21 protein-coding genes are annotated in these 21,440 nt (G+C 70.0%); 2 read left to right on the top strand and 19 right to left on the bottom strand.

Annotated features, from left to right (window positions below; translation table 11 throughout):
- Nucleotides 1–34 precede the first annotated feature (34 nt).
- The 5 genes from ACFU7D_RS13775 to ACFU7D_RS13755 form a co-directional block, all read right to left on the bottom strand.
- Nucleotides 35–586, bottom strand: coding sequence for a hypothetical protein (locus tag ACFU7D_RS13775; protein ID WP_378867860.1), 552 nt, complete (start codon nt 584–586; stop codon nt 35–37).
- A 224-nt stretch (nt 587–810) separates the two neighbouring features.
- Entirely contained in the window at nt 811–2,550 is a 1,740-nt protein-coding gene (locus tag ACFU7D_RS13770; protein ID WP_378730945.1) for a glycerol-3-phosphate dehydrogenase/oxidase, read from the bottom strand.
- An 85-nt stretch (nt 2,551–2,635) separates the two neighbouring features.
- Nucleotides 2,636–3,214 carry a C40 family peptidase gene (locus ACFU7D_RS13765; RefSeq protein ID WP_378867858.1) on the bottom strand — a complete coding sequence of 193 codons (579 nt, stop codon included), beginning with the start codon at nt 3,212–3,214 and terminating at the stop codon, nt 2,636–2,638.
- On the bottom strand, nt 3,211–4,383 hold the full coding sequence (locus ACFU7D_RS13760; RefSeq protein ID WP_378867856.1) for a dipeptide epimerase: 1,173 nt from the start codon (nt 4,381–4,383) through the stop codon (nt 3,211–3,213). The genes ACFU7D_RS13765 and ACFU7D_RS13760 overlap by 4 nt, the downstream gene beginning before the upstream one ends.
- Nucleotides 4,380–5,150 carry a serine hydrolase gene (locus tag ACFU7D_RS13755; protein WP_378867854.1) on the bottom strand — a complete coding sequence of 257 codons (771 nt, stop codon included), beginning with the start codon at nt 5,148–5,150 and terminating at the stop codon, nt 4,380–4,382. Before ACFU7D_RS13755 ends, ACFU7D_RS13760 begins: the two co-directional genes overlap by 4 nt.
- Nucleotides 5,151–5,220: 70 nt before the next feature.
- Here ACFU7D_RS13755 and ACFU7D_RS13750 point away from each other — a divergent pair, with 70 nt between their 5' ends.
- Nucleotides 5,221–6,126: a S41 family peptidase gene (locus ACFU7D_RS13750; RefSeq protein ID WP_378867852.1), complete on the top strand. Its 906-nt coding sequence runs from the start codon at nt 5,221–5,223 to the stop codon at nt 6,124–6,126.
- Between the two features lie 3 nt (nt 6,127–6,129).
- On the opposite strand, the gene ACFU7D_RS13745 is transcribed toward ACFU7D_RS13750, so the two are convergent.
- From ACFU7D_RS13745 to ACFU7D_RS13720, 6 genes are all read right to left on the bottom strand, one after another.
- The gene (locus ACFU7D_RS13745) at nt 6,130–6,885 is read right to left on the bottom strand and encodes an SDR family oxidoreductase (protein WP_378867872.1); all 756 of its coding nucleotides are present in this window, start codon (nt 6,883–6,885) and stop codon (nt 6,130–6,132) included.
- A gap of 127 nt (nt 6,886–7,012) precedes the next feature.
- Nucleotides 7,013–8,341, bottom strand: a complete 1,329-nt coding sequence (locus ACFU7D_RS13740) for an ABC transporter substrate-binding protein (RefSeq protein ID WP_378867850.1) — start codon at nt 8,339–8,341, stop codon at nt 7,013–7,015.
- The gene (locus ACFU7D_RS13735; protein ID WP_378730959.1) at nt 8,338–9,432 is read right to left on the bottom strand and encodes a branched-chain amino acid ABC transporter permease; all 1,095 of its coding nucleotides are present in this window, start codon (nt 9,430–9,432) and stop codon (nt 8,338–8,340) included. Before ACFU7D_RS13735 ends, ACFU7D_RS13740 begins: the two co-directional genes overlap by 4 nt.
- A gap of 3 nt (nt 9,433–9,435) precedes the next feature.
- On the bottom strand, nt 9,436–10,314 hold the full coding sequence (locus ACFU7D_RS13730; RefSeq protein ID WP_378867848.1) for a branched-chain amino acid ABC transporter permease: 879 nt from the start codon (nt 10,312–10,314) through the stop codon (nt 9,436–9,438).
- A gap of 9 nt (nt 10,315–10,323) precedes the next feature.
- A complete protein-coding gene (locus ACFU7D_RS13725; RefSeq protein WP_378730963.1) occupies nt 10,324–11,028 on the bottom strand; it encodes an ABC transporter ATP-binding protein in 705 nt (234 codons plus the stop codon).
- Nucleotides 11,028–11,843, bottom strand: a complete 816-nt coding sequence (locus ACFU7D_RS13720; RefSeq protein ID WP_378867846.1) for an ABC transporter ATP-binding protein — start codon at nt 11,841–11,843, stop codon at nt 11,028–11,030. The genes ACFU7D_RS13725 and ACFU7D_RS13720 overlap by 1 nt, the downstream gene beginning before the upstream one ends.
- Nucleotides 11,844–12,008: 165 nt before the next feature.
- On the opposite strand from ACFU7D_RS13720, the gene ACFU7D_RS13715 reads away from it, so the two are divergent.
- On the top strand, nt 12,009–13,214 hold the full coding sequence (locus ACFU7D_RS13715) for a PucR family transcriptional regulator (protein ID WP_378730967.1): 1,206 nt from the start codon (nt 12,009–12,011) through the stop codon (nt 13,212–13,214).
- Between the two features lie 146 nt (nt 13,215–13,360).
- Here the strand turns inward: ACFU7D_RS13715 and ACFU7D_RS13710 are convergent, their stop codons facing one another.
- From ACFU7D_RS13710 to ACFU7D_RS13675, 8 genes are read right to left on the bottom strand one after another with little or no spacing between them, the layout of a single operon-like run.
- Complete coding sequence (locus ACFU7D_RS13710) at nt 13,361–14,449, bottom strand: acyl-CoA dehydrogenase family protein (RefSeq protein WP_378867844.1); 1,089 nt, start codon at nt 14,447–14,449, stop codon at nt 13,361–13,363.
- Nucleotides 14,446–15,639, bottom strand: a complete 1,194-nt coding sequence (locus ACFU7D_RS13705; RefSeq protein WP_378867842.1) for an acyl-CoA dehydrogenase family protein — start codon at nt 15,637–15,639, stop codon at nt 14,446–14,448. The genes ACFU7D_RS13710 and ACFU7D_RS13705 overlap by 4 nt, the downstream gene beginning before the upstream one ends.
- Nucleotides 15,636–16,868: an acyl-CoA dehydrogenase family protein gene (locus ACFU7D_RS13700; RefSeq protein WP_378867840.1), complete on the bottom strand. Its 1,233-nt coding sequence runs from the start codon at nt 16,866–16,868 to the stop codon at nt 15,636–15,638. Before ACFU7D_RS13700 ends, ACFU7D_RS13705 begins: the two co-directional genes overlap by 4 nt.
- Nucleotides 16,868–17,920 (bottom strand): phosphotransferase family protein, encoded by a 1,053-nt coding sequence (locus tag ACFU7D_RS13695; RefSeq protein WP_378867838.1) that lies wholly within the window; start codon nt 17,918–17,920, stop codon nt 16,868–16,870. The genes ACFU7D_RS13700 and ACFU7D_RS13695 overlap by 1 nt, the downstream gene beginning before the upstream one ends.
- Complete coding sequence (locus ACFU7D_RS13690; protein WP_378867836.1) at nt 17,917–18,567, bottom strand: HAD family hydrolase; 651 nt, start codon at nt 18,565–18,567, stop codon at nt 17,917–17,919. The genes ACFU7D_RS13695 and ACFU7D_RS13690 overlap by 4 nt, the downstream gene beginning before the upstream one ends.
- Nucleotides 18,564–19,553: an NADPH:quinone oxidoreductase family protein gene (locus ACFU7D_RS13685; protein WP_378867834.1), complete on the bottom strand. Its 990-nt coding sequence runs from the start codon at nt 19,551–19,553 to the stop codon at nt 18,564–18,566. Before ACFU7D_RS13685 ends, ACFU7D_RS13690 begins: the two co-directional genes overlap by 4 nt.
- Nucleotides 19,550–20,326 carry an SDR family oxidoreductase gene (locus tag ACFU7D_RS13680; protein WP_378730980.1) on the bottom strand — a complete coding sequence of 259 codons (777 nt, stop codon included), beginning with the start codon at nt 20,324–20,326 and terminating at the stop codon, nt 19,550–19,552. Before ACFU7D_RS13680 ends, ACFU7D_RS13685 begins: the two co-directional genes overlap by 4 nt.
- Nucleotides 20,326–21,081, bottom strand: a complete 756-nt coding sequence (locus ACFU7D_RS13675) for an SDR family oxidoreductase (RefSeq protein ID WP_378867832.1) — start codon at nt 21,079–21,081, stop codon at nt 20,326–20,328. The genes ACFU7D_RS13680 and ACFU7D_RS13675 overlap by 1 nt, the downstream gene beginning before the upstream one ends.
- Nucleotides 21,082–21,440: the final 359 nt, after the last annotated feature.

The following is a 21,440-nucleotide window of genomic DNA, read 5'->3' as shown; positions in this document are numbered from 1 at the left end:
TGACCGGCGTCTCGGAAGCCAGACAGGCGTCCCACTAACTCACCATGCGAACGTCGGCGGCCCACCACAGATAGCTGTAGCGCTCGGCGGGAAGGTCGATGTCGACGCGGTCCAAGGGCAGTCGATCGAGGGCGTGCACGGTGCACTCCTCCGCGGGCGCGGCTCGGTAGAGATAGGCGTCCAACGGCCATTGCGTACGCAGCCACTCATCGAGCCGCTCGGCTACCGACACCCCGAGCCCAGGCTCGCGGTCTTGGCGGAGCCAGTAGCTGACCCTCGCGGTGGATCCACCGGCGTACCTGAGCAGGGTGCGGGCGTCGGCGCCCATCGCCTCCAGGTAGGGGAACAGCGGCTGGACGTAGAGACAGCCGAGCGACGAGGTGCCCTCGGGGTCGAGGAAGAGGTAGGTGAAGGCGCGCCTCGCCTGGTAATCGGACCAGTGCCGGATCACCAGCGGAAGGTTGTCGTCGCTGCCGAAGCCGGCCACCGGCCAGCGGCCGTAGCTGTGGTCGCGGATCACGTCCGGGCTGGCCAGATAGGCGTCGGTGTCCAGGTCGAGCAGCTCGGGCCGGAGTGGGGCGAGCACGAAATCATCGGTGGCCAGCGGCTCGGGGGGATCTGCGACCAGGCAGTTTTCTGGGCCTGTCGAAGGGAACATGTGGTCAGATTGCTACGTCAACCGGCTGCTTCGCCACGGCAATTCGACACCTGAGGCTCGGGCGCTCGTCAGAGTTCGCGCACCGGCCAGCCAACAATTGAATCACCAGTGATGACAAATGTTGTCGCTCGGACAACCAGGTTGCTATGAGGTCAGACGAGGTCCTCGACCTCGAGCCGGGCGCGGTCGGCGTCTTCGTCGGTGACCATGAGCTGGGAGCGGCGCTCGGCCTCGATGCGGCGCAGGTAGTGGTCGACCTCCTCCTTGGTGCGCTGCTCGTCCCAGCCGAGCTCCTCGGCCATGAGCTTGGCGACGCCGGGGGCGGCGGAGACGCCGCGGTCGAAGGTCTCCATCGAGATCCGGGTGCGGCGCTCGAGGACGTCGTCGAGGTGGCGAGCCCCCTCACACTGGACGGCGTAGACGACCTCGGCCGCGAGGTAGTCGTCGGCTCCTTCGAGAGGCAGCGCGAGCGGGCGGCGCTGCTGGATGAGGTCGAGTACGTCATCGATCATGCCGCCGTGGCGGCCGAGGAGGTGGTCGATGCGGCCGACGTGGAGGCCGGAGCGACGGGCCAGCAGGACGCGCTGGTTGGAGCGGGTCTCGAAGCCCTCGGCCCCGACGAGCCGCACCTTGTCGGTGATCGAGTCGCGCAGGGTCATGTTGGTCGTGGTCCCCAGCGAGTGGGCTGCGGCGTCGACGGCGTCGCGCGCCATCACCCGGTAGGTCGTCAGCTTGCCGCCGGCGATCAGCACCAGCCCCGGCAGCGGCGTGACCACGAGGTGCTCGCGGCTGAGGCCGGCGGTCTGGTCGGACTCGCCGGTCAGGAGCGGGCGGAGCCCGGCGTACACGCCCTCGACGTCCTCGAGGTCGAGCGGCTCACGCAGGATCGCGTTGACGTGCTCGAGGACGTACTCGATGTCGGTCTTGGAGGCGGCCGGGTGGGCGAGGTCGTAGGTCCAGGGGGTGTCGGTGGTGCCGATGATCCAGTGGCGGCCCCACGGGATCACGAAGAGGACCGACTTCTCGGTGCGGACGATGAAGCCCGACTCGGAGCGGATCCGGTCGCGCGGTACGACGAGGTGGATGCCCTTGGACGCCTTGACGTGCAGGGCGCCGCGGCCGCCGACCATCGCCTGGATGTCGTCGGTCCACACCCCGGCGGCGTTGACGACGGTCTTGGCCCGGATGACCAGGTCCTGGTCGTGCTCGAGGTCGCGGGCCCGTACGCCGACGACCCGCTCGCCCTCGCGCAGGAACCCCGTCACCTGGACCCGGGTCGCGACGTGGGCGCCGTGGGAGGCGGCGGTGCGCGCGATCGTCATCACCAGGCGGGCGTCGTCGACCTGAGCGTCGTAGTACTGGATCGCACCGGTGATCGTGTCGGTGCGGAAGTCGGGGGCGATCCTCGCCACGCCCCGGCGGGTGAGGTGGCGGTGGCGCGGGAGACCCGAGTTGCCCATCCCGGAGAGCGGGCCGAAGCTCGCCATCCCGTCGTAGAGCGCCAGGCCCGCGCCGATGTAGGCGCGTTCCCACACCGGGTTGGTCAGCGGGTAGAGGAACGGCACCGGCCGGACCAGGTGCGGGGCCAGGGTGTTGAGCAGCAGACCGCGCTCCTGGAGCGCCTCGCGGACCAGCTCGAAGTCGAGCATCTCGAGGTATCTCAAGCCCCCGTGGACCAGCTTCGAGCTCCGCGAGCTCGTTCCCGAGGCCAGGTCGCGCTGCTCCACCAGCCCCGTGCTGAGGCCTCTGGTGACGGCGTCCAGCGCCACTCCGGCGCCGGTCACACCCCCTCCGACGACGAGGACGTCGAGCTCGGTCTCTCCCGCTGCTCCGACCATCGTGCCGATCGCGAGATCGCGGCTCTGTGGACTCAGTGCCCCTGTACGAGTCATACGTTCGAAGTTAACTCACCACGTCGAATTGTCACTTCTGGCGCGCGAGAAGTTCACCGGCACCGGCGGATAAGTCACGCAGCCGTCACAGACGGGCGGCGCTGACGAGGGTGGCGACCCGGTCGGCGGGCATGGATTCCTCGACGACGACCATCTTGTCGCCGTCGGCATGGATCATCGGGCGGGCGCCGTCCGACTCGGGGACTGCGGTGGCGATGGCGACATGCATGACCCGCCCGTCCGGGCGCGCGAAGAAGTAGAGGTCACCGGCAGCGACGTCGCCGAGGTCGATCGCCTCGAGCGCGGCGGCCTGGTCGCGGGCGTCCCGCGGGAGACGTACGCCGATGGCCTCTGCCGCTCGGAGGACCAGGCCGGAGCAGTCGATGCCGGCATCCGTCGTGCCACCCCAGACGTAGGGGACGCCGAGGTAGCTTCGAGCCTTGCTCAGCAGGGTGGCCACGGGCGAAGCGAGAGCGGCCGTCGGCAACCAGCCGGGATAGCCCCGCTCGTCCTTCGAGGAGGCGTGGGAGGGGATCACGACATACGTCCACTCCCCCTGCGTCTCGAGGACGACGACCGCCTCGCCGGGGACGACCTCGGTCTCGTGCTCGGCGTCGTCGGCGGGCTCGGCCACGACGAAGGTCGGCTGGTGGACGGTGATCATGAGAGGACTCCTTCGATGCCGAGGCCGGGGGCGTCGGGGAACAGGATGTGGGGGCCGTCGTAGCCGATCCCGCCGACATAGGGCGAGCTCTTCGCCCACCAGCCCGCGTCGAGATCCTGCTCGCCGGGGATGCCGAGTGCGGCGACCAGTGCGGCAGCCGCGCCGATGCCGAGGTGGGACTCCATCATGCAGCCGACGAGGCGGCCGAGGCCGTGGCTCCTCGCGACCTCCAGCAGCTCGATCGCGGGCGTGATCCCGCCACACTTGGCCAGCTTGATGTTGACCGCGTCCGCCGCCCCGGCGCGGATCACGTCGACCAGATCCTCCAGATCGAAGACCGACTCGTCGGCCAGGATCGGGTAGGGCTGATGACGCCGGACGTACGCCATCCCCTCCAGGTCACGCCGGGCCACCGGCTGCTCGACGAGCTCGAGCTCGACGTCCTTGTCGGCAAGTGTCGTGAGCACCGTGACCGCCTCGTCCGCGCGCCAGCCGGTGTTGGCGTCCAGCCGGAGTACGCAGCCCGGGGCTGCCTCACGGACCGCGAGCACGCGCTCGGCATCGCCGGCCGGATCCGTCCCGACCTTGATCTTGAGCGTCGTGAACCCGTCTCGTGCGCGGGCTGCCGCCGCCTCCGCCAGGTCGGCGGGGGTGCCTACGGAGAGGGTCATGTCGGTCAGCAACTGTGTTGGTTTCGACACGCCTCCGCCTAGCGGCTCCGGCGGCTCAACCAGCGTTGCCTCAGCATTGGTTGAGCCGGGCGAGCGCCAGCGAGCCCGTGTCGAAACCAACACATCCAGGTGCTCGGTCATCGACACCCCAGCCCGGCGCGCGACAAGGTCGTGCAGCGCGATATCCGCGGCCATCTTGGCCGACCGGTTGCCGATGACGGCGCCCTGGATCAACCCCGCCGACGACAGATCGGCAGCGGCACCGACCAGCGCGTCCGAGATCGGCCCCTCCAACGCCGCAGCTGACCCGGCGAGCGAGTCACCGGTGACCTTCCAGACCTGCGGCGCCTCACCCCAGCCGACGCACCCGTCGGAGTCCTCGACCGTCACGACGACCGTCTCTGCGAAGTCGGTGCGACGCAGAGCCGTCACGAACGGGGTGTGCAGCGGCACCCGGACACGCTGGGTGCGCACCGCGACGATCGCGGGCGAGGTCACAGGGTGGACCACAGATAGCGCGCGACCTCGCTGATCCGGAACTCCGACTCGTCGTCGTCCAGGCCGGTCGTGAGGACGACCATCACCTGCGGTTCGCCCTGAGCGGGCCGGATGATCGCCATGTCGTGGCGTACGCCGTCGACCCAGCCGGTCTTGTTGCCGACCACCGCGTCCTCGGGCACCCCGAGCGGGATCGCGTCGCGATACTCCTGGGCGACCAGGATCCCCTCGAGCTCGGCGGTCGACTCGGGCGAGAGCAGCCGGCCGGAGGCGAGCTTGGTGAGCAGCTTGCCCATGTCGTTGGCGGTGACCAGGTTCTGCAGCCCGGCCTCACGGGCGGGCGCGTCCTCGATCCCACGCGACACCGTCGTCATCGGCGTCACCCCGGCGTCCGCGAGCACCGCAGCGACCTCCTCGAGCCCGACCCGCTCCAGCACCAGGTTGACGGCCAGGTTGCCCGAGACGGTCAGGGAGCGGCGTACGAGATCACCCAGCGGCAGCGGGGAGCCGACCGCTTCCCAGGTCACCGGGTCCTGGTCCTCCGCCGGATCCATCGAGAAGCGCGACCCGTCGACGGCGGAGTCGAAGTCGGAATGCACCCCGATCGGCTCATCGAGAGACAGCAGCCCACGATCGCGCAGCCGATAGGCGGCGATCGCGACCGGCACCTTCATCAGGCTCGCCGCATAGTGCTGCTGGTTGACGTTCTGGGCCTGCGTCGGGATGCCGTCGAGGCCACTGAGCCAGGTCGAGACCAAAGGTTCCACATCGGCGAGACTAGTGGAGACGGACCAAACGTCGTTGACGGTTCGCCGGGGCGGTGCTCTACTCCCTGCCGTGACGCCCCTGACGACCCTCCGGCCGGCCGCTGTCATCGACGAGACGATCCGCCTGGTGACCGAGCACTACGTCTTCCCCGAGACGGCCGAGCAGGTCGCCGACCTGCTGAAGCGGCGCCTCGCCGAGGGTGCCTATGACGTCGATGGCGCCGAGGAGCTCGCGCGTCTGGTCACCGACGACCTGCAGTCCGTCAACGACGACAAGCACCTACGCCTCAAGCACCACGCCGAGCCGGTCTCCCCCGAGCAGGGCGCGGCGACCATGGAGTCCATCCGACGCGACTTCGACACCTCGCTCGGCGGTGCGCCCCGGCTGGAGCTGCTCGACGGAGGGGTCGCCGTCCTGGAACTGGCGCCGATGCTGTTCCCGCTGGAGTGGGCCGCAGAGCCGCTGGGCGCGGCGCTCACCGTGGCCTCCCGCGCCGAGGCGCTGATCGTGGATCTGCGCGGCAACCGGGGCGGCGACCCGGACACTGTCGCCTTCGTCTGCAGCTACCTCCTCGACGAGCGCACCCACCTCAACACCATGCACTGGCGCAACGACGGTCGCACCGAGCAGTCCTGGAGCCTTCCGTACGTCCTCGGCGCACGCTTCGGCGGCAGCAAGCCGCTCTGCCTGCTGACCAGCGGAACCACCTTCTCCGCCGCCGAGGAGCTGGCCTACGACCTGCAGCAGCTCGGCCGCGCGGTCATCGTCGGCGAGACCACCCGCGGCGGCGCGCACCCCTGCAAGGGCTGGACCGTGCACCCCCACCTGGAGGCCACGATTCCCACGGGTCGCGCCGTCAACCCGGTCTCCGGCACGAACTGGGAGGGCACCGGCGTGCAGCCGGACGTCCCGTGCACCGCCGACGAGGCCCTCGGGCAGGCGCACACGCTGGCGCTCGTCCGCCTCGCGAGCTGACCCTCAGGCCGGGCCGGACGGTCCGTCGAGCTCCTGCCGGGTCTTGTTCATCGAGTCCAGCCAGGCATCGACGTCCGCGGCGCGAGCCGCGTACTCCTCGGCCACGTCAGGCTCGAGCGACACCCAGAACTGCGAGGTCTGGCCGGCCTCCCAGACCGCGTCGGCGACCTCCTCGGCGGTGAGCGCGCCCTCGGGCGAGATGAACCCGGGAAGTCCCGAGGACCGCTCGAGCATCGCCGTCTTCACGCTGCGCGCGACGATCGCCTGGGCGACCACCCCCTGATGCCGGTACGTCGCAGCGAGCCACTCCGCGAAGGCGATCTCGGCGTGCTCGGTGGCCGCATAGGAGGGCGAGCCGAGCAGCGTCAGCAGACCGGCGGACGAGGACGTCACCACGAACCGCCCGGATCCGCGCGCGACCCAGTCCGGCAGCAGCAGCCGCGCGGCGCGTACGTGGGCGAGGACGTTGACCTCGTAGGAGGTCAGCCACGCGTGGTCGGAGGCCTCGAGGCCGCGGCCCCGGTCGACGCCGGCGTTGCCGTACCACGCGTCGATCTTCCCGAGCTGCTCCCGGGCTGCCTCCACGAGCGCGGCGGAGCCGGTGGCCGAGGCGGCGTCACCTGGGACGGCGAAGGCGCCGATCGAGTCCGCCACGGTGGCGAGCTCGTCGGCGTCGATGTCGGCCACGACGACGCGACATCCTTCCGCGACGAATCTCGTGGCGAGAGCCCTCCCGATTCCTCGGGCTGCTCCGGTCACGACGACCCCGCTCCCGGGTGCGAGTACATTCACGGACCGACCTCCAGTGGCGAGAGTGAGGGTTCATCACTGTAACCGAGGTCGGTCCGTGAACGTGCGGGTACCTACTGATCAGTATCTGCGCGGTTCACTCCGGGATGCCGGACGAGGGCGGGACGTCCGAGGCGGCGCTGTCGTCCTCCTCGATGGCGGCGTCGCCGATGTCGGTGACGAGGACCGGCGTGAGCGGCTCGGAGGCACCGTTCTTGATCTCCACGACGCTCATCCCGGAGATGCCCAGGTGCGAGTCCTCGGAGAACCGGAACGGAGCCAGCCCGGGCCCTTCGAAGGAGGCACCCTCCTTCTCGATCGTCTCCACGATCGACTCGCGGGTCAGGTCCTTGCCGTTGGCCTGCAGCGCCTGGACGAAGGTGTAGGCCTGCGACATACCGTAGATCCGGTAGTTGGTCAGCTTCTCCGAGCCCTTCTTGGAGTACTCGTCCCAGACCTTCTGCCACAGCTTGACCCACTCGTCGTCAGGAGCGTCGACGCCGGGGATGTACTCGGTCGTCATCATCCCGTCCATCAGCTTCACGCCCTGCTCGGCCGGGATCTTGCCCTTGGTCATGCTCGCCAAGAGGCCGCCGACCAGCGCCGGGTCGGACCCGACGTTCGAGTAGAACCACTTCGACTTGAAGCCGACGCCCTGGGCCGCGATCTGGCTGAGCGCGGTGTAGGACGGCGTGTTGAAGCCGATCACCAGGTCGACGCCCTTGGACTTGAACGAGGACATCTGCGGGGAGAAGTCGGTCGACCCACCCGGCGTGTACTTCTGTACGTCGACGATCTGGGAGTCGAGGAACTGCCGCGCGCCCTTCTCGCCGTCCTCGCCGAAGTCGTCGTCCTGCAGGAAGAGGCCGACCTTGGCGTCGGGCATGTTCTCCTTGACGTACTGACCGATGACCTTGCCCTCGATCTCGTAGTCCGGCTGCCAGCCGAACGTCATCGGTGAGCCGGACGGGTCGTCGCCCCACTGCAGCGAGCCGCTGGAGACGAACAGGTCGGGGATGCCGTCGTCGTTGAGGCGCTGCACGACCGCGCGGTGCGTGGGGGTGCCGAGGCCACCGACCATCGCGAAGATCTCGTCCTGCAGGATCATGTCGTTGGTGACCGCGCTGGTGTTGGTCGGGTTGTAGGCGTCGTCCTTGACGACCATCTCGATGTCCCGGCCGTGCACGCCACCGTTGTCGTTGACGTACTCATAGAACGCCTGGTGGCCGGAGGGGATCTCCGAGTAGCCGGGCGCGGCCGGGCCGGTCAGCGGGAAGTGCGCACCGACCTTGATCGTGGTGTCGGTGACGCCCACTGCCGTCCCGTCCTCGGACGGTCTTTCCTTCCCCGCGCCACAGGCAGCGAGGAGCGAGGCGGTGGTGAGGACACAGACGACCTGTACGGCTCTGCGTGCAGTGTTTCTCATGTTGTCTTCTCCTTGGTTTTCCCGAGAGATGAGGTGAGAGAGGAGCGCGCCAGGATCGAGCGCAGGCTGCCGACGATCCCCGCCGGAGCGAGGAGGATGACGAGCATCAGCACCAGCCCGTAGACCACCGGGGTGACCTCCGCGGCCTGGGTGGCGCTGAATCCCACCGACTCCCCGAGATCGGTGGCGAACTTCGGGAGGAACGCGAGTACGCCGGCCCCGATGAGCGCGCCGGTCAGGCTGCCCAGCCCGCCCAGGACGACAGCGGCCAGCAGGGTCAGCGAGAGCGTGATCGTGAACGCGCCCGGCGCCGTGAGACGTACGTTCATGGCCATCAGGCCGCCGGCGAGACCGGCAGCCATGGCGCTGACGGTGAAGGCGACCACGCGGGCCCGGCCGAGGTGGATGCCGGCCAGCTCGGCGGAGACGTCGTCGTCCCGCACCGCGCGCCACCGACGACCGACCCGGGAGCGGCTCAGGTTGGCGAGCGCCACGAAGGTGATCGCGAGGAGCAGCCAGCCGAGGTAGGCGAGGAAGGAGTACTGGTCGATCTCGACGGCGGTGAAGAACCAGACCAGGTCCTGGATCCACGCCGGGAGATCGGTGGCGCGGGGCACTGACACCTGCAGCCCCTGCTCGCCGCCGAGGACCTCCCACTGGTTGGCCAGCCGGGGCACCGCGACCGCCAGGGTCAGGGTCGCGCCGGCGATGTAGGGCCCGTGCAGCCGCGCCGCCGGCACCCCGACCACCACGCCAACCGCGGCACAGACCGCGATCGCGACCAGCAGGGCGACGAAGACGTCGGCCAGGGTCTCGCCGCCGGTGCGCTCGAGCACGAGGGTGGCGGCGTACGCCCCGACCGCCATGAGCGCGCCGTGGCCGAGGGAGAGCTGGCCGGAGAGACCGGTCAGGAGCGTGAGACCGCCGGCAGCGATGGCGAAGTAGGCCATCTCCGCGTAGCGGGTCTGCAGGTACTGGCTGGAGCTGCCGATGACCGCCATCGCCACCACGAAGGCGACCAGGGCCACGACGAGGTGGCGCGCCAGGGGAACCGACGTGATCGGACTGACAAGAGAGCGCAGACGTTCCATGGGTCAGACCCTCCTGGCCGCAGCCGCTGCGAAGAGGCCGCTGGGACGCACCAGCAGCACCAGCATCAAGATCCCGAGCGCGACCAGCGGCGCCAGGTGCTCACCGACGTAGCCGGTGACGTAGGAGAGCGAGAGACCGAGGATCAGGCCCCCGATCACCGACCCGAGCGGCGAGTCGAGGCCGCCCAGCACGGCGGCGATGAAGCCGTAGATCACGAACGGGTCCATGAACGCCGGGTTCACCAGGTCGCCGCCGGCGATGAGCATCCCGGCCACCGCACCCACCGCGGCGGCGAGCGCCCAGCCGAGGGTGAGCATGCGGCCGACGCGTACGCCCAGGAGGCGGGAGACCTCTCCGTTGAAGGCGGCCGCCCGCATCCGCAGCCCCAGGTCGGTGAAGCGGAAGAGGACCACCAGCCCGGCCATCACGAGGGCGACCACGACGATCGTCAGGATGCCGAACGGGGTGATGCCGATCGAGGTGTCCCCGACCGAGATCGCGCTGGTGCTGACCGGAGCCGGGAAGCCGCGGTGCTGGACACCGAAGGTGATCGCGGTCAGGCCGTGGAGCACCATGAACAGCCCGAGGGTGAGGATCACCGCGTTGAGCTCGGCCTTCCCCTCGACCGGGCGGATGATCACCCGCTCGATCACCGCGCCGAGTCCGAACCCGGCGGCGATCGCAGCGATGAAGGCGACCCAGTAGGGCACGTCGGCGTTGATCAGCGAGAGCGCGATGTAGGTGGTCACCATCGCCATCGCCGCCTGGGCGAAGTTGACGATCCGGGTCGAGCGCCAGATCAGGCACAGGGCCAGCGCGAACGCGGCGTAGACCGCGCCCAGGACCAGCCCTCCGAGAGTGGTGTCGAGAAACTGCTGCATGTCTGCTCCTCAGAACCCGAGATAGGCGTGGCGGAGCTGCTCGTCGGCGGCCAGCTCGGCGGCCGGCGCCGAGGCGACGACCTTGCCGAGGTTGAGCACGACTCCGTGGTCAGCGATGGACAGGGCACTGCGGGCGTTCTGCTCGACGAGGACGACGGTGAGCTCCTCGGTCTGCACCAGCCCGCGGAGCAGGTCGAAGATCTGAGCCACCACGCGGGGCGCGAGTCCCAGGGAGGGCTCGTCGAGCAGGAGCACGGTCGGTCGCGCCATCAGCGCGCGGCCGATGACGAGCATCTGCCGCTCACCGCCCGAGAGCATGTGAGCGGTGGCCTCGCGGCGCTCGCCCAGACGCGGGAAGAGCTCGAAGACCCGCTCGACCGGCATCGGCTCAGAGCCGGTCGCGCGGTGCAGCCCGCCGAGCCGGAGGTTCTCGGTGACGGTCAGCTCGGCGATCACGCCGCGCCCCTCGGGGACGTGGGAGAGGCCGTACGAGGTCAGCTTCTCCGTCGCGGTCCGCGTGATGTCCTTGTCATTCAGCTTCACGCTGCCCTGGGTGGACCTCACCAGGCCGGACACGGTGCGCAGCAGCGTGGTCTTGCCGGCGCCGTTGGCACCCAGGACCGCGGTGACCTGGCCTCTCGACGCGGTGAAGGTGACGCCGTTGAGCGCCTTGACGGGTCCGTACGCAGCGCTCAGGTCCTCGACGGCGAACATCAGGCCTCCTCGGCGGTCAGTGCGGGGACCTCGGCGTCGTCGTCGTGCTCGACCTGGTCACCCAGGTAGGCGGCGAGGACGGCCGGGTCGTTGCGGATCTCGTCGGGCGAGCCAGCGGCGATGACGCGGCCGAAGTCGAGGACCGTGATGCGGTGGCAGACCGACATCACCAGGTCCATGTGGTGCTCGACGAGCATCACGGCGGTGCGCTCGGTCAGGCCGGTGATGATCTCGCCGAGCTCGGTCATCTCCTCGGCGCTCAGCCCGCTGGCGGGCTCGTCCAGGAGCAGCAGCTCCGGCTCGGCCACCAGCGCCCGGGCGAGCGCGACCTTCTTCCGGATCGGGTAGGGCAGGCTGCCCGGGTAGCGGGCGGCGTACGACTCGATCCCGAGCTCGCCGAGGACCTCCCGGGCCTTGGCGGCCAGCCGGGCGTCGTCGCGGTGGCCGATCCCGAGCAGCCCACGCACGAAGCCGGCGCGGGCGAGACGGTCGGCACCGACCATCACGTTGTCGAGCACCGTCATCCGTTCGAAGAGCCCGAGCCCCTGGAGGGTGCGGGCGATGCCGTGGCCGGCGAGCTGGTGCGGGCGGAGGCCGTGGATCGTCTCGCCGCGCAGCCGGAGCTCGCCCTCGGCGGGGCTGACGAATCCGCACACGACGTTGAACAGCGTGGTCTTGCCGGCGCCGTTGGGGCCGATGACGCCGAGCACCTCATGGGGCGCGACCTCCAAGGAGACGTCCTCGAGGGCGCGTACGCCCCCGAACCGGACCGAGACTCCCTCGACCGCGAACAGCGGCGGGTCTTCGCCAGGCATCTGCATCATGCTCCCTTCACCCGTTGTGACGGCTATCACTTTGGACTCTCCGCACAACGGGGGATATGGGCACTGCGCCCAAAATCCTTCGGGCGCTGCGTCTGTGATTCCCTGGTTCGGTGGCGGATGGGGCAGTCGGCATGGGACGCTCCGCACATGGGTGTGATGAGCGACACATCTCCCGACTCGGAGCTTCGTCCGTTGGTGGAGCGTGCCTGGGCCTCGCTGGTGAACCAGGCGGACGCGATCGCCGACGACATCACGCTGACCCTGATCGCGATCCAGCCGGAGTGGCACCAGAACGCCGAGCCGTCGGTGCGCGCCGACCTGCGCTCGAGCACGCGGGAGCACGTACGCCGGGGCATCCGGGCTATGGCCGGACTCACCCCGGGAGCCAATCCCGTGGACCTGTGGCGCGACACCGGGCGGCGGCGGGCGCGGCAGGGCGTACCTCTGGAGTACTGCCTCAACGCCTACACCGTCGGCACCCGGATGCTGTGGGAGGCGATGGTCCACCAGCAGGAGGAGCTGGGGATCGACGACCGGGTGATGGTCCTCGCCGGGCGCCAGGTGTGGACCGACCTGGACGTGCAGAACTCGGTGATGTCGTCGGCCTACCGGAAGGAGGCGGCGCTGCTGCAGCGTCGCGACCTGCAGCTCCAGGGCCGGCTCCTGGACGGGTTGGCCGAGGGTCGCGGTGGCGACCCCGCGTTCGCCGCCGAGGTGCAGGACATCCTCGGGGTCGCCGCCGACGCGCAGATGGCCTGCGTGGTCGCGGCCTTCGACGGCAACCGCGACTCACCGCTGCGCAACCCCGACGACCGGCTGGAGAGGGCCGGACTGGTGTCGTTCTGGCATGTACGCGGCGACCACCACTTCGGGCTGGTCCCGCTGGGGTCTCGCCCGGTCGCCGAGGCCGTCGCCGATCTGGTCGAGCAGCTCGCCGGCTGCAACTCGGGCCGGGTCGGGATCGCCACCGCCGACGACCTCAGCGGTTTCGGCACCGCCTTCCAGCTCGCCACGCACACGGTGGAGACGGTGCCCCGGGGGCGTCGGGACATCGCGGTCGTCGACGACCGCCTGCCGCAGGTGCTGCTGACCGCCTCGCCAGCGGTCTCTTCGCTGCTCGTCCGCCGCACCCTCGGCCCGATCCTGGCGCAGCCGACCCACCAGTCCGACGTGCTGCTGGCGACGCTGCGCGCCCTCATCGCGCACGGCGGCTCCCCCACCCACGCCGCCGAGGACCTGATCTGCCACCGCAACACGGTCATCTACCGCATCAAGCAGATCCAGGACCTCACCGTGAGGAGCATCTCCGACCCGCGCGACCGCCTTCTGTTCGCTCTCGCTCTGATGGCGCTGGAGAAGTAGCTGCCCCGCTGGTCGAGGGCCACTTCGTTCAGACCCTCGCGCCAGCGAGCGTGTCGAGACCAACACGGTCCCCTCGGCGCTCGATAGGACTGTGTTGGTCTCGACACGCCTCCGCCTAGCGGCTCCGGCGGCTCGACCAGCGGGCTCTAGATGTCGACCAGGGTGCCCAGACGGTCGCGGTGGAGGCCGGGGAGGCCGTACGCGATCTGGTCGGCCTTGGCCCGCTTGAGGTAGAGGTGGGCGGGGTGCTCCCACGTCATGCCGATGCCACCGTGCAGCTGCACCGCCTCCTCGGCCGCGGTGACGGCGAGGTCGCCGCAGAAGGCCGCCGCGACGTGGGTCGCGATCGCCGTCTCCTCGGCGTCTCCGAGAGCCAGCGCTCCGGCGGCATAGCGCGCTGCCGCGCCGGCTCCTTCGACGCTGGTGTAGAGGTCGGCGAGCCGGTGCTTGAGCGCCTGGTAGCCACCGACGATCCGGCCGAACTGGCGCCGGACCTTGAGGTACTCCACCGTCGTGGTCAGGCACCACTGCGCCACCCCGACCTGCTCGGAGGCCATCAGCGCGGCCCCGGCCAGCAGAGCGGAACGTACGCCTTCGGCACCGTGCTCCGCGGCCACGACCACCTCACCGGCGGCCGGGTCGAGGGTCACGTCGGCGAGCCGGCGGGTCATGTCGAGCGAGCTCACCGGGGTGATCGTCGCCCGGTCTGCGGGGACGGCTCGGATCTCGATGCCTTCGGATGTCGAGACCGGCACCAGGAGGGTGTCGGCCTCCAGGGCACCGGCCACCGACCTGACCTCGGTCTCGACGGGCTCCAGCGGCTGGGCCGTCATCGTCTGGAGCGGCACGACCAGGGCCGCGGTGCGCTCCCCCGCCGCCAGTCCGCCCAGCAGCTCCACGCCCTTCTCGGTGGGCCCTGCCAGCAGGACCGACGTCGCCACGACCGCACTGGTCAGGAAGGGCACCGGGGCAACTGCCCGCCCCAGCTCCTCGAGGACCACCGCGGCCTCTCGCGCGGACGCGCCGGCGCCGCCGTGGGGCTCCGGGATCAGCAGCCCCGCGAGGCCGAGCTCCCCGGCGAGCCCCTTCCACAGGACCGGCGTGAGCGAGCTGTCACCGTCGTACGCCTTGACCACCTCGGCGGGGTCACATCGCTCGGCCAGGTAGGACCGGACCGTGGCCCGCAGGTCCGCATCGAGCTCGTTGTCGAGCAGTTCGACCTCAGATGCGCTCATCGCGGGATCTCCTTCCAGGACACGTCCTTGTCGACCCGGTGCTCCCCGGGGAGGCCGAGGACGCGCTCGGCCACGATGTTGCGCAGGATCTCCGAGGTGCCGCCCTCGATCGAGTTGCCCTTGGCGCGCAGGTAGCGGTAGACCGCGTCGCGGCCGCCGAAGTCGACGTGCTCGGGCCGGACCATCGCCCAGCCGTCACCGTCCTCGTAGCGAAGGCCCTCCTCGCCACGCAGCTCCAGGTCGAGGCCGGTGAGCTGCTGGTTGATCCTGGCGAAGGTCAGCTTCATCGCCGACCCCTCGGGGCCGGGCTGGCCGACGGCCAGCTTCTGCCGCAGCCGGGCCCCGGTCTGCCGGGCCACCTCCGACTCGACCCACAGCTTCAAGAGCCGGTCGCGGAGCTCCGGGGTGTGGTTCTCCGGATGCTCCCGCCACGACTCGGCGACCACGCCGAGCATCCCGCCCTCGCGAGGCATCGCGGCGCCACCGATGGCGACGCGCTCGTTGTTGAGGGTGGCGTTGGCGACCTCCCAGCCCTGCCCGACCTCGCCGAGGCGGTGGGCGTCGGGGATCCTCACATCGGTCAGGAAGACCTCGTTGAACTCCGCCTCGCCGGTGATCTGGCGCAGTGGCCGCACCTCGACGCCCGGATCGTGCATATCGCACAAGAAGTACGTCAGACCGCGGTGCTTCGGGACGTCCGGGTCGGTGCGCGCGACCAGGATCGCGAAGTCGGCGTTGTGGGCACCCGAGGTCCACACCTTCTGCCCGTTGACGACCCACTCGTCACCGTCGAGGACGGCTCGGGTCGCCAGGCCGGCGAGGTCGGAGCCGGCGCCGGGCTCGGAGAAGAGCTGGCACCAGATCTCCTCGCCGCACCACAGCGGCTCCAGGAATCGAGCCTTCTGCTCCGAAGTGCCGTAGGCCAGGATCGTCGGCGCGGCCATGCCGAGCCCGATCCCGTTACGTCGCGGGTTGTTGTCGGGGGCACCGGCCGCCTCGAAGAGGTCGGAGACCAGCGGCTGCAGCGCCCGGGAGGCGCCGAGACCGCCCTGGCCCTCGGGGAACGCGACCCACGCCAGGCCCGCCTGATAGCGGGCGTGCAGGAAGGCGCTCGGCTCGGTCGTCGCGACCGGGTGCTCGGCCAGGAACTCCTCGACGCGCCTGCGCAGGTCCTCGGGACGCTCGCTCACTGCCGCCCCTCGCGTCGTGCGGCCTGCTTGCGCAGCTCGGCCTTGGCCAGAGCGTTCTTGTGCACCTCGTCGGGGCCGTCGGCGAACCGCAGCGTGCGGATGCCGGCGTAGGACTTGGCCAGCGGGAAGTCCTGGGAGAGCCCGCCGGCACCGTGGGCCTGGATCGCCTTGTCGAGGATCCACTGGACGGTCGCCGGGGTGGCGATCTTGATGGCCTGGATCTCGGTGTGGGCGCCCTTGTTGCCGACGGTGTCCATCAGCCAGGCGGTCTTGAGGACGAGGAGCCGCAGCTGCTCGATCCGCACCCGCGACTCGGCGATCCAGTCACGGATCACGCCCTGCTCGGAGAGCGGCTTGCCGAAGGCGACCCGCTCCTCGACCCGGGCACACATCAGCTCGATCGCCCGCTCGGCCAGACCGATGGAGCGCATGCAGTGGTGGATGCGGCCGGGGCCCAGGCGCGCCTGCGCGATCGCGAACCCCATGCCCTCGGTCCCGATGAGATTGCCCACCGGGACGCGTACGTCGGAGAAGACCAGCTCCGCGTGGCCACCGTGGTCGTGGTCGTCGTAGCCGAAGACCTCCATGCCGCGCTTGACCGTCAGGCCGGGGGTGTCACGGGGCACCAGGATCATCGACTGCTGCTGGTGGCGCTCGGCGGACGGGTCGGTCTTGCCCATCACGATGAAGATCTTGCAGTTCGGGTTCATCGCCCCGGTGATCCACCACTTGCGGCCGTTGAGGACGTACTCGTCGCCGTCGGGCACGATCGAGGTCTCGATGTTGGTGGCGTCGGAGGAGGCCACGGCCGGCTCGGTCATCGCGAAGGCGCTGCGGATCTCGCCCTCCAGGAGCGGCGAGAGCCACTCCTTCTTCTGCGCCTCGTTGCCGAAGTCGTGCAGCACCTCCATGTTGCCGGTGTCGGGCGCGGCGCAGTTGAACGCGGCCGGCGCGAGGTGGCTGCGGCCGGTGATCTCGGCCAACGGCGCGTACTGCAGGTTGGTCAGGCCGGCCCCGCCCTCACCGGGCAGGAAGAGGTTCCACAGGCCGCGCTTGCGGGCCTCGGCGCGGATCTCTGCGAGCACGGGCACCGAGTCCCAGGCCCACTTGTCCGGCAGTGCCGCGAGCTGCTCGTCGAAGACGGCCTCGTTCGGCTCGACGTACGTCTTCTGGAAGTCCCAGACCGAGGCGACGAGCTCCTCGGTCCTGGCGTCGCGTGCGAAATCCATCAGCTCTCCTTCATCGCGTTGATGCCCATGTCCAGGAGCGGGTGGATCCCGTCCCCGATGTTCTCGAAACCGGGCCCGACGGTCTGGCCCTTGAGGTAGCGGTAGTGGATCCCCTCGAGGATCGCGGCGAGCTTGTAGGCGGCCAGCCCGCGGTAGAAGCCGAACTCGCTCAGGTCGCGCGGGCTGGCGGCGCCGTAGCGGGCGATGATCTCGTCCTCGGAGAGCCAGCCGGGTGCGTTGCTGACATCGGTCACGGTGCCGTCGCCGGAGACCGTGGCCATCTGCTGGTAGGTGAGCAGGATGGCCAGGTCGGTGACCGGGTCGCCGAGCGTGGCCATCTCCCAGTCGACGACCGCCCTGATCTGGTCGGCCTCGTCGGTGAGGACGTTGTCGAGCCGGTAGTCGCCGTGGACGATCCCCGGCCCGCTCGAGGCGGCCTCGGCGGCACCCACCCGTGCCTCCAGCAGCGCGTGGAGCTCGTCGGCGGCGGGGAGATCGCGGGAATGGGACGCCTCGAGCTGCTTCTTCCAGCGCCTGACCTGGCGGGACAGGAACCCTTCGGGGCGGCCGAACTCGGCCAGTCCGACCTCGGCCGGGTCGACCGCGTGCAGCGCGGCCATCACATCGATGAGCTGCTCCGAGATCGCTTTCGTGCGGTCCGCACCGAGCGGTTCGAGCTCGCGGGCGTAGCGGTAGGGCCGGCCATCGACCTTCTCCATCACATAGAACGGCGCCCCGAGCACCTCCTCGTCCTCGCAGAACGCGAAGGTGTGCGGCACCGGCACGGCGGTGTCGCGCAGCGCGGTGATCACGGTGTGCTCACGCTTCATGTCGTGCGCGGTGGCGAGCACGTGCCCCAGCGGCGGGCGCCGGACGATCCACTCGTGGGTGCCGTCGGAGACGGCGTACGTCAGGTTCGACTTGCCGCCGGAGATGTGGGTCGCACTCAGCCGTCCATCGGTGGTCGAGCTTGTCGAGACCCCCTCCACGTTCTCGGCGAGCCAGGGGCCGAGCCGGTCGAGGTCGAGCCCGGGCAGGGATTCGGTCGTCACGCGGCACCTCCGAGTGCGGGAATCAGCTGGGCGAGCCTCGCGCGCGTGCTCGCCGTGTCTGTATGGAGCAGTGCGTCGAGACCGACCGCTCGGGCGCCGAGGACGTTGGGCTCGGCGTCGTCGATGAAGAGGCACTCCTCGGCCGGGAGGCCGAGCCTGCTCAGGGTGCGGTCGAAGATCGGCCGCTCCGGCTTGCGCATGGCGACCTCCTCGGAGATCACCACCACCTCGAACAGCGCGTCGACCTGCTTGCGAGGGTAGAAGTTGCCCCAGCTGTTGGAGAGCAGGGCGAGCCGGATGCCGGCATCGCGGAGCTCCTCGGCCAACGCGAACATCTCCGGGTTCGGCTGCATCCCGGCGAAGAGCCGGGACAGGACGCCCTCGGGATCGACCGGGCTACCGTCGTACGTCTCCAGGCGACCGGCCAGGAGCTTGTCGAACTCCTTGACCGAGAGCTCGCCGAGCTCGAGGCGGTGGATCGGGGTGCCGGCGTCGGCGTAGCGCCCCAGCCACTCCTTGAGCACCGTCGAGAAGCTCTCCGGCTTGATGCCGTCGGCGTCCAGCCAGGCTCGGATCGAGTCGCCGATCGGCGTGGTCAGCACCCCGCCGTAGTCGAAGATGACGGCCCGGAGCCCCGTGGCCGTCACGGCTTCGCCCCGTAGACGACCCGGCCCACGGTCTCGCCGTCCGCCAGGCGTTGTACGCCGTCCGCGACCTGCTCCAAGGGCAGCGTCTCGCTGACCAGCGGCTTGATCGAGCCTTCGGCCGCCATCCGGGTGAGCTCGGCGTGGCACTCCTTGACGAGCTCGGGCGCAAGCATGTTGTAGAGGCCCCAGTGGAGGCCGACGATCGAGTAGTTCTTGATCAGCGAGTGGTTGAGCGCTGCCTCCTGGATGCGGCCGCCGGCGAAGCCGATGATCAGGATCCGGCCTTCGAAGGCGATGCACTTGGTGGAGCGGTCGTAGGTGTCGCCACCGACCGGGTCGTAGATGACGTCGGCGCCCTTGCCGCCGGTGAGCTCCTTGACGACCTTGACGAAGTCCTCGGTGTGGCGGTCGATGACGTGGTCCGCGCCCAGCTTTCGGGCGACCTCGGCCTTGTCCGGCCCGCCGACGACCCCGATCACGGTGGCCCCGGCGGCCTTGCCGAGCTGGATCGCGGCACTGCCGACGCCGCCCGCCGCCGCATGTACGAGCAGCGTCTCGCCGGGCTGGATGTGTGCACGGCGGTGCAGCGCGAACCAGCCGGTCTGGTAGCCGATGTAGAGGCTCGACGCCTCGGCGTCGCTGAGCGCCTCCGGGGCCGGGAAGGTCGTCGCGACGTCCATCAGCGCTAGCTCGCCGAAGCCGCCGTAGGGCAGGGCGGCGCCGCCGATCACGCGCTCACCGGCCTGGAACGCATCCACGCCCTCGCCGAGCGCGACCACCTCACCGCACAGCTCGACGCCCGCGGTGAACGGCAGCTCGGGCTTGACCTGGTAGAGACCGCGGGCCATCAGGACGTCCGGGAAGTTGGCCGGGCTGGCCAGCACCTTCACGACGAGCTGTCCGGCGCCGGGGGTCGGGTCGGGCACCTCCTCGAGCCTCATCACGTCCTTGGGCTCACCGAGCTCGTTGATCCGCCATGCCTTCATACCTGTCCCTCCACGTGCTGCCAGAGTCGGTTCATCCCGCCGAGCCACTTGTCGGTCTGCGTCGCCCGCGCGGCGTAGTAGTCGGCCACCTCCGGGTGCGGCAGCACCAGGAAGCGGTCGTCGGTCGTGGCCTCCCAGGCGGCGTCGGCGACCTGCTCGGGCGCCAGCGCGCTGTCGCGGCTGAGCAGGTCCTTCATCACGCCGGACCGCTCGAGCATCCCGGTCTGCACACCCTGGGGGCAGATCGCCTGGACGACGATCCCGTGGTGGCGGTAGGTCGCCGAGAGCCACTCGGCGAAAGCGACGGCTGCGTGCTTGGTGACCGTGTAGGTCGGCGCGCCGATCATCATCAGCAGCCCCGCAGCGCTCGCCGTCACCACGTAGCGACCACTCTTCCGCTCGACCCAGTCAGGGACGAGGAGCCGCGCCGCCCGGACGTGGGCCATCACATTGACCTCGTGGGACGCCTGCCAGTCCTCCTCGGGACAGTCCAGGCCGATGCCACGGTCGATGCCGGCATTTCCGTACCACGCGTCGATCTGGCCGAGGTGGTCCTTGGCCTGTTCGACCAGGGCCTTCACGCCCTCGACGGAGGCGGCGTCGCCGGCCACGGGATGGGCGCCGATCTCCTGGGCGGTCGCTTCGAGGCGTACGGCGTCGAGGTCGTTGATCACGACACGTACGCCCTCGGCGACGAGGCGGGCGGCCAGTGCGCGGCCGATCCCTCCTGCGGCGCCGGTGACGACGGCGGTGCTGTCGGGAGCAATCGGCATCAGACGCGACCGCCCGCGAGGGTGAGGCCGCCGTCGACGGTGACGAGCTGGCCGGTCATCCAGCCGGCGTCCTCGGAGAGGAGGAACGAGGCGACGCCGGCGATGTCCTCGGGGGTGCCGAGGCGCTTGAGCGGGTAGGCCGCCGAGACTTCCTGCTCGCGGCCCTCGTAGAGGAGCTCGGCGAACTTGGTCTTCACCACGGCCGGGAGGATCGCGTTGACGCGTACCTTCGGGCCGAGCTCGACCGAGAGCTCCTGGGTGATGTAGCTGAGCATCGCCTTGCTCGCGCCGTAGGTCGCGATCAGCGGGGTGGGGGCCAGGCCGGCTACCGAGGAGATGTTGACGATCGCGCCGCCGTGCTCGGACATCCACTGCCGCCAGACCTGCTGGGTCCAGCCGATCGGCGAGAGGCAGTTGACCTCGACGGTCTTGCGCGCCGACTCGCGGTCCATGTCGATCAGGCCGCCGGCCTTCGGGTTGATACCGGCGTTGTTGACGAGCAGGTCTGCGCTGCCGAACGTCTCGATCGCGGTCGTGACGACCTCCTCCTGGTGGGCGGGGTCGTCCGCCTTGCCGGCGATGCCGAGGGCGACCTCCTTGCCGCCGAGCCCCTCGACCGCCTCCGCGAGCGCCTCGGGCTTGCGCGCCGTGATGACGACCTTCGCCCCCTCGTCCACCAGCCGCTGGGCGATGCCCAGACCGATGCCCCGGCTGGCCCCGGTGATGATCGCCGTACGTCCCTCGAACCTCGACATGCTCATTCCCTCGTGTGCTCGGCTAATCTAAGCGCTTGCTTAGGTGGTGACAGCGGTCACTCTACGGGGTAGCCCAAGAACATGGAAGGTCGGTGTCCATGCATTGCCGAGAAGTCGGCCCCGTCGGCCGAGGCGTCCGTGAGGTCGGGCGAAGCGTCACGTACGTCGGCCGAAGGGTCAGCCCCGTCGCCCGAAGCGTCACGCAAACAGGCCGAGACGTCACCTTCGTGACATCTCGGCCTGCAGAAGCGACCTCGCGGCCGACGTACGTGACGCCTCGGCCGACCGGAGCGACGTCTCGGCCTGCGCCCGACCCAACGACAACGCCGAGAACGCAGTTTTGGGCGGCGTAACATTAG

The sequence above is a fragment of the Nocardioides sp. NPDC057577 genome (assembly GCF_042801335.1).
Taxonomy (GTDB): domain Bacteria; phylum Actinomycetota; class Actinomycetes; order Propionibacteriales; family Nocardioidaceae; genus Nocardioides.
The sequence above is the reverse complement of the archived record's forward strand: the minus strand, read 5'-3'. Positions and strand labels throughout refer to the sequence as shown.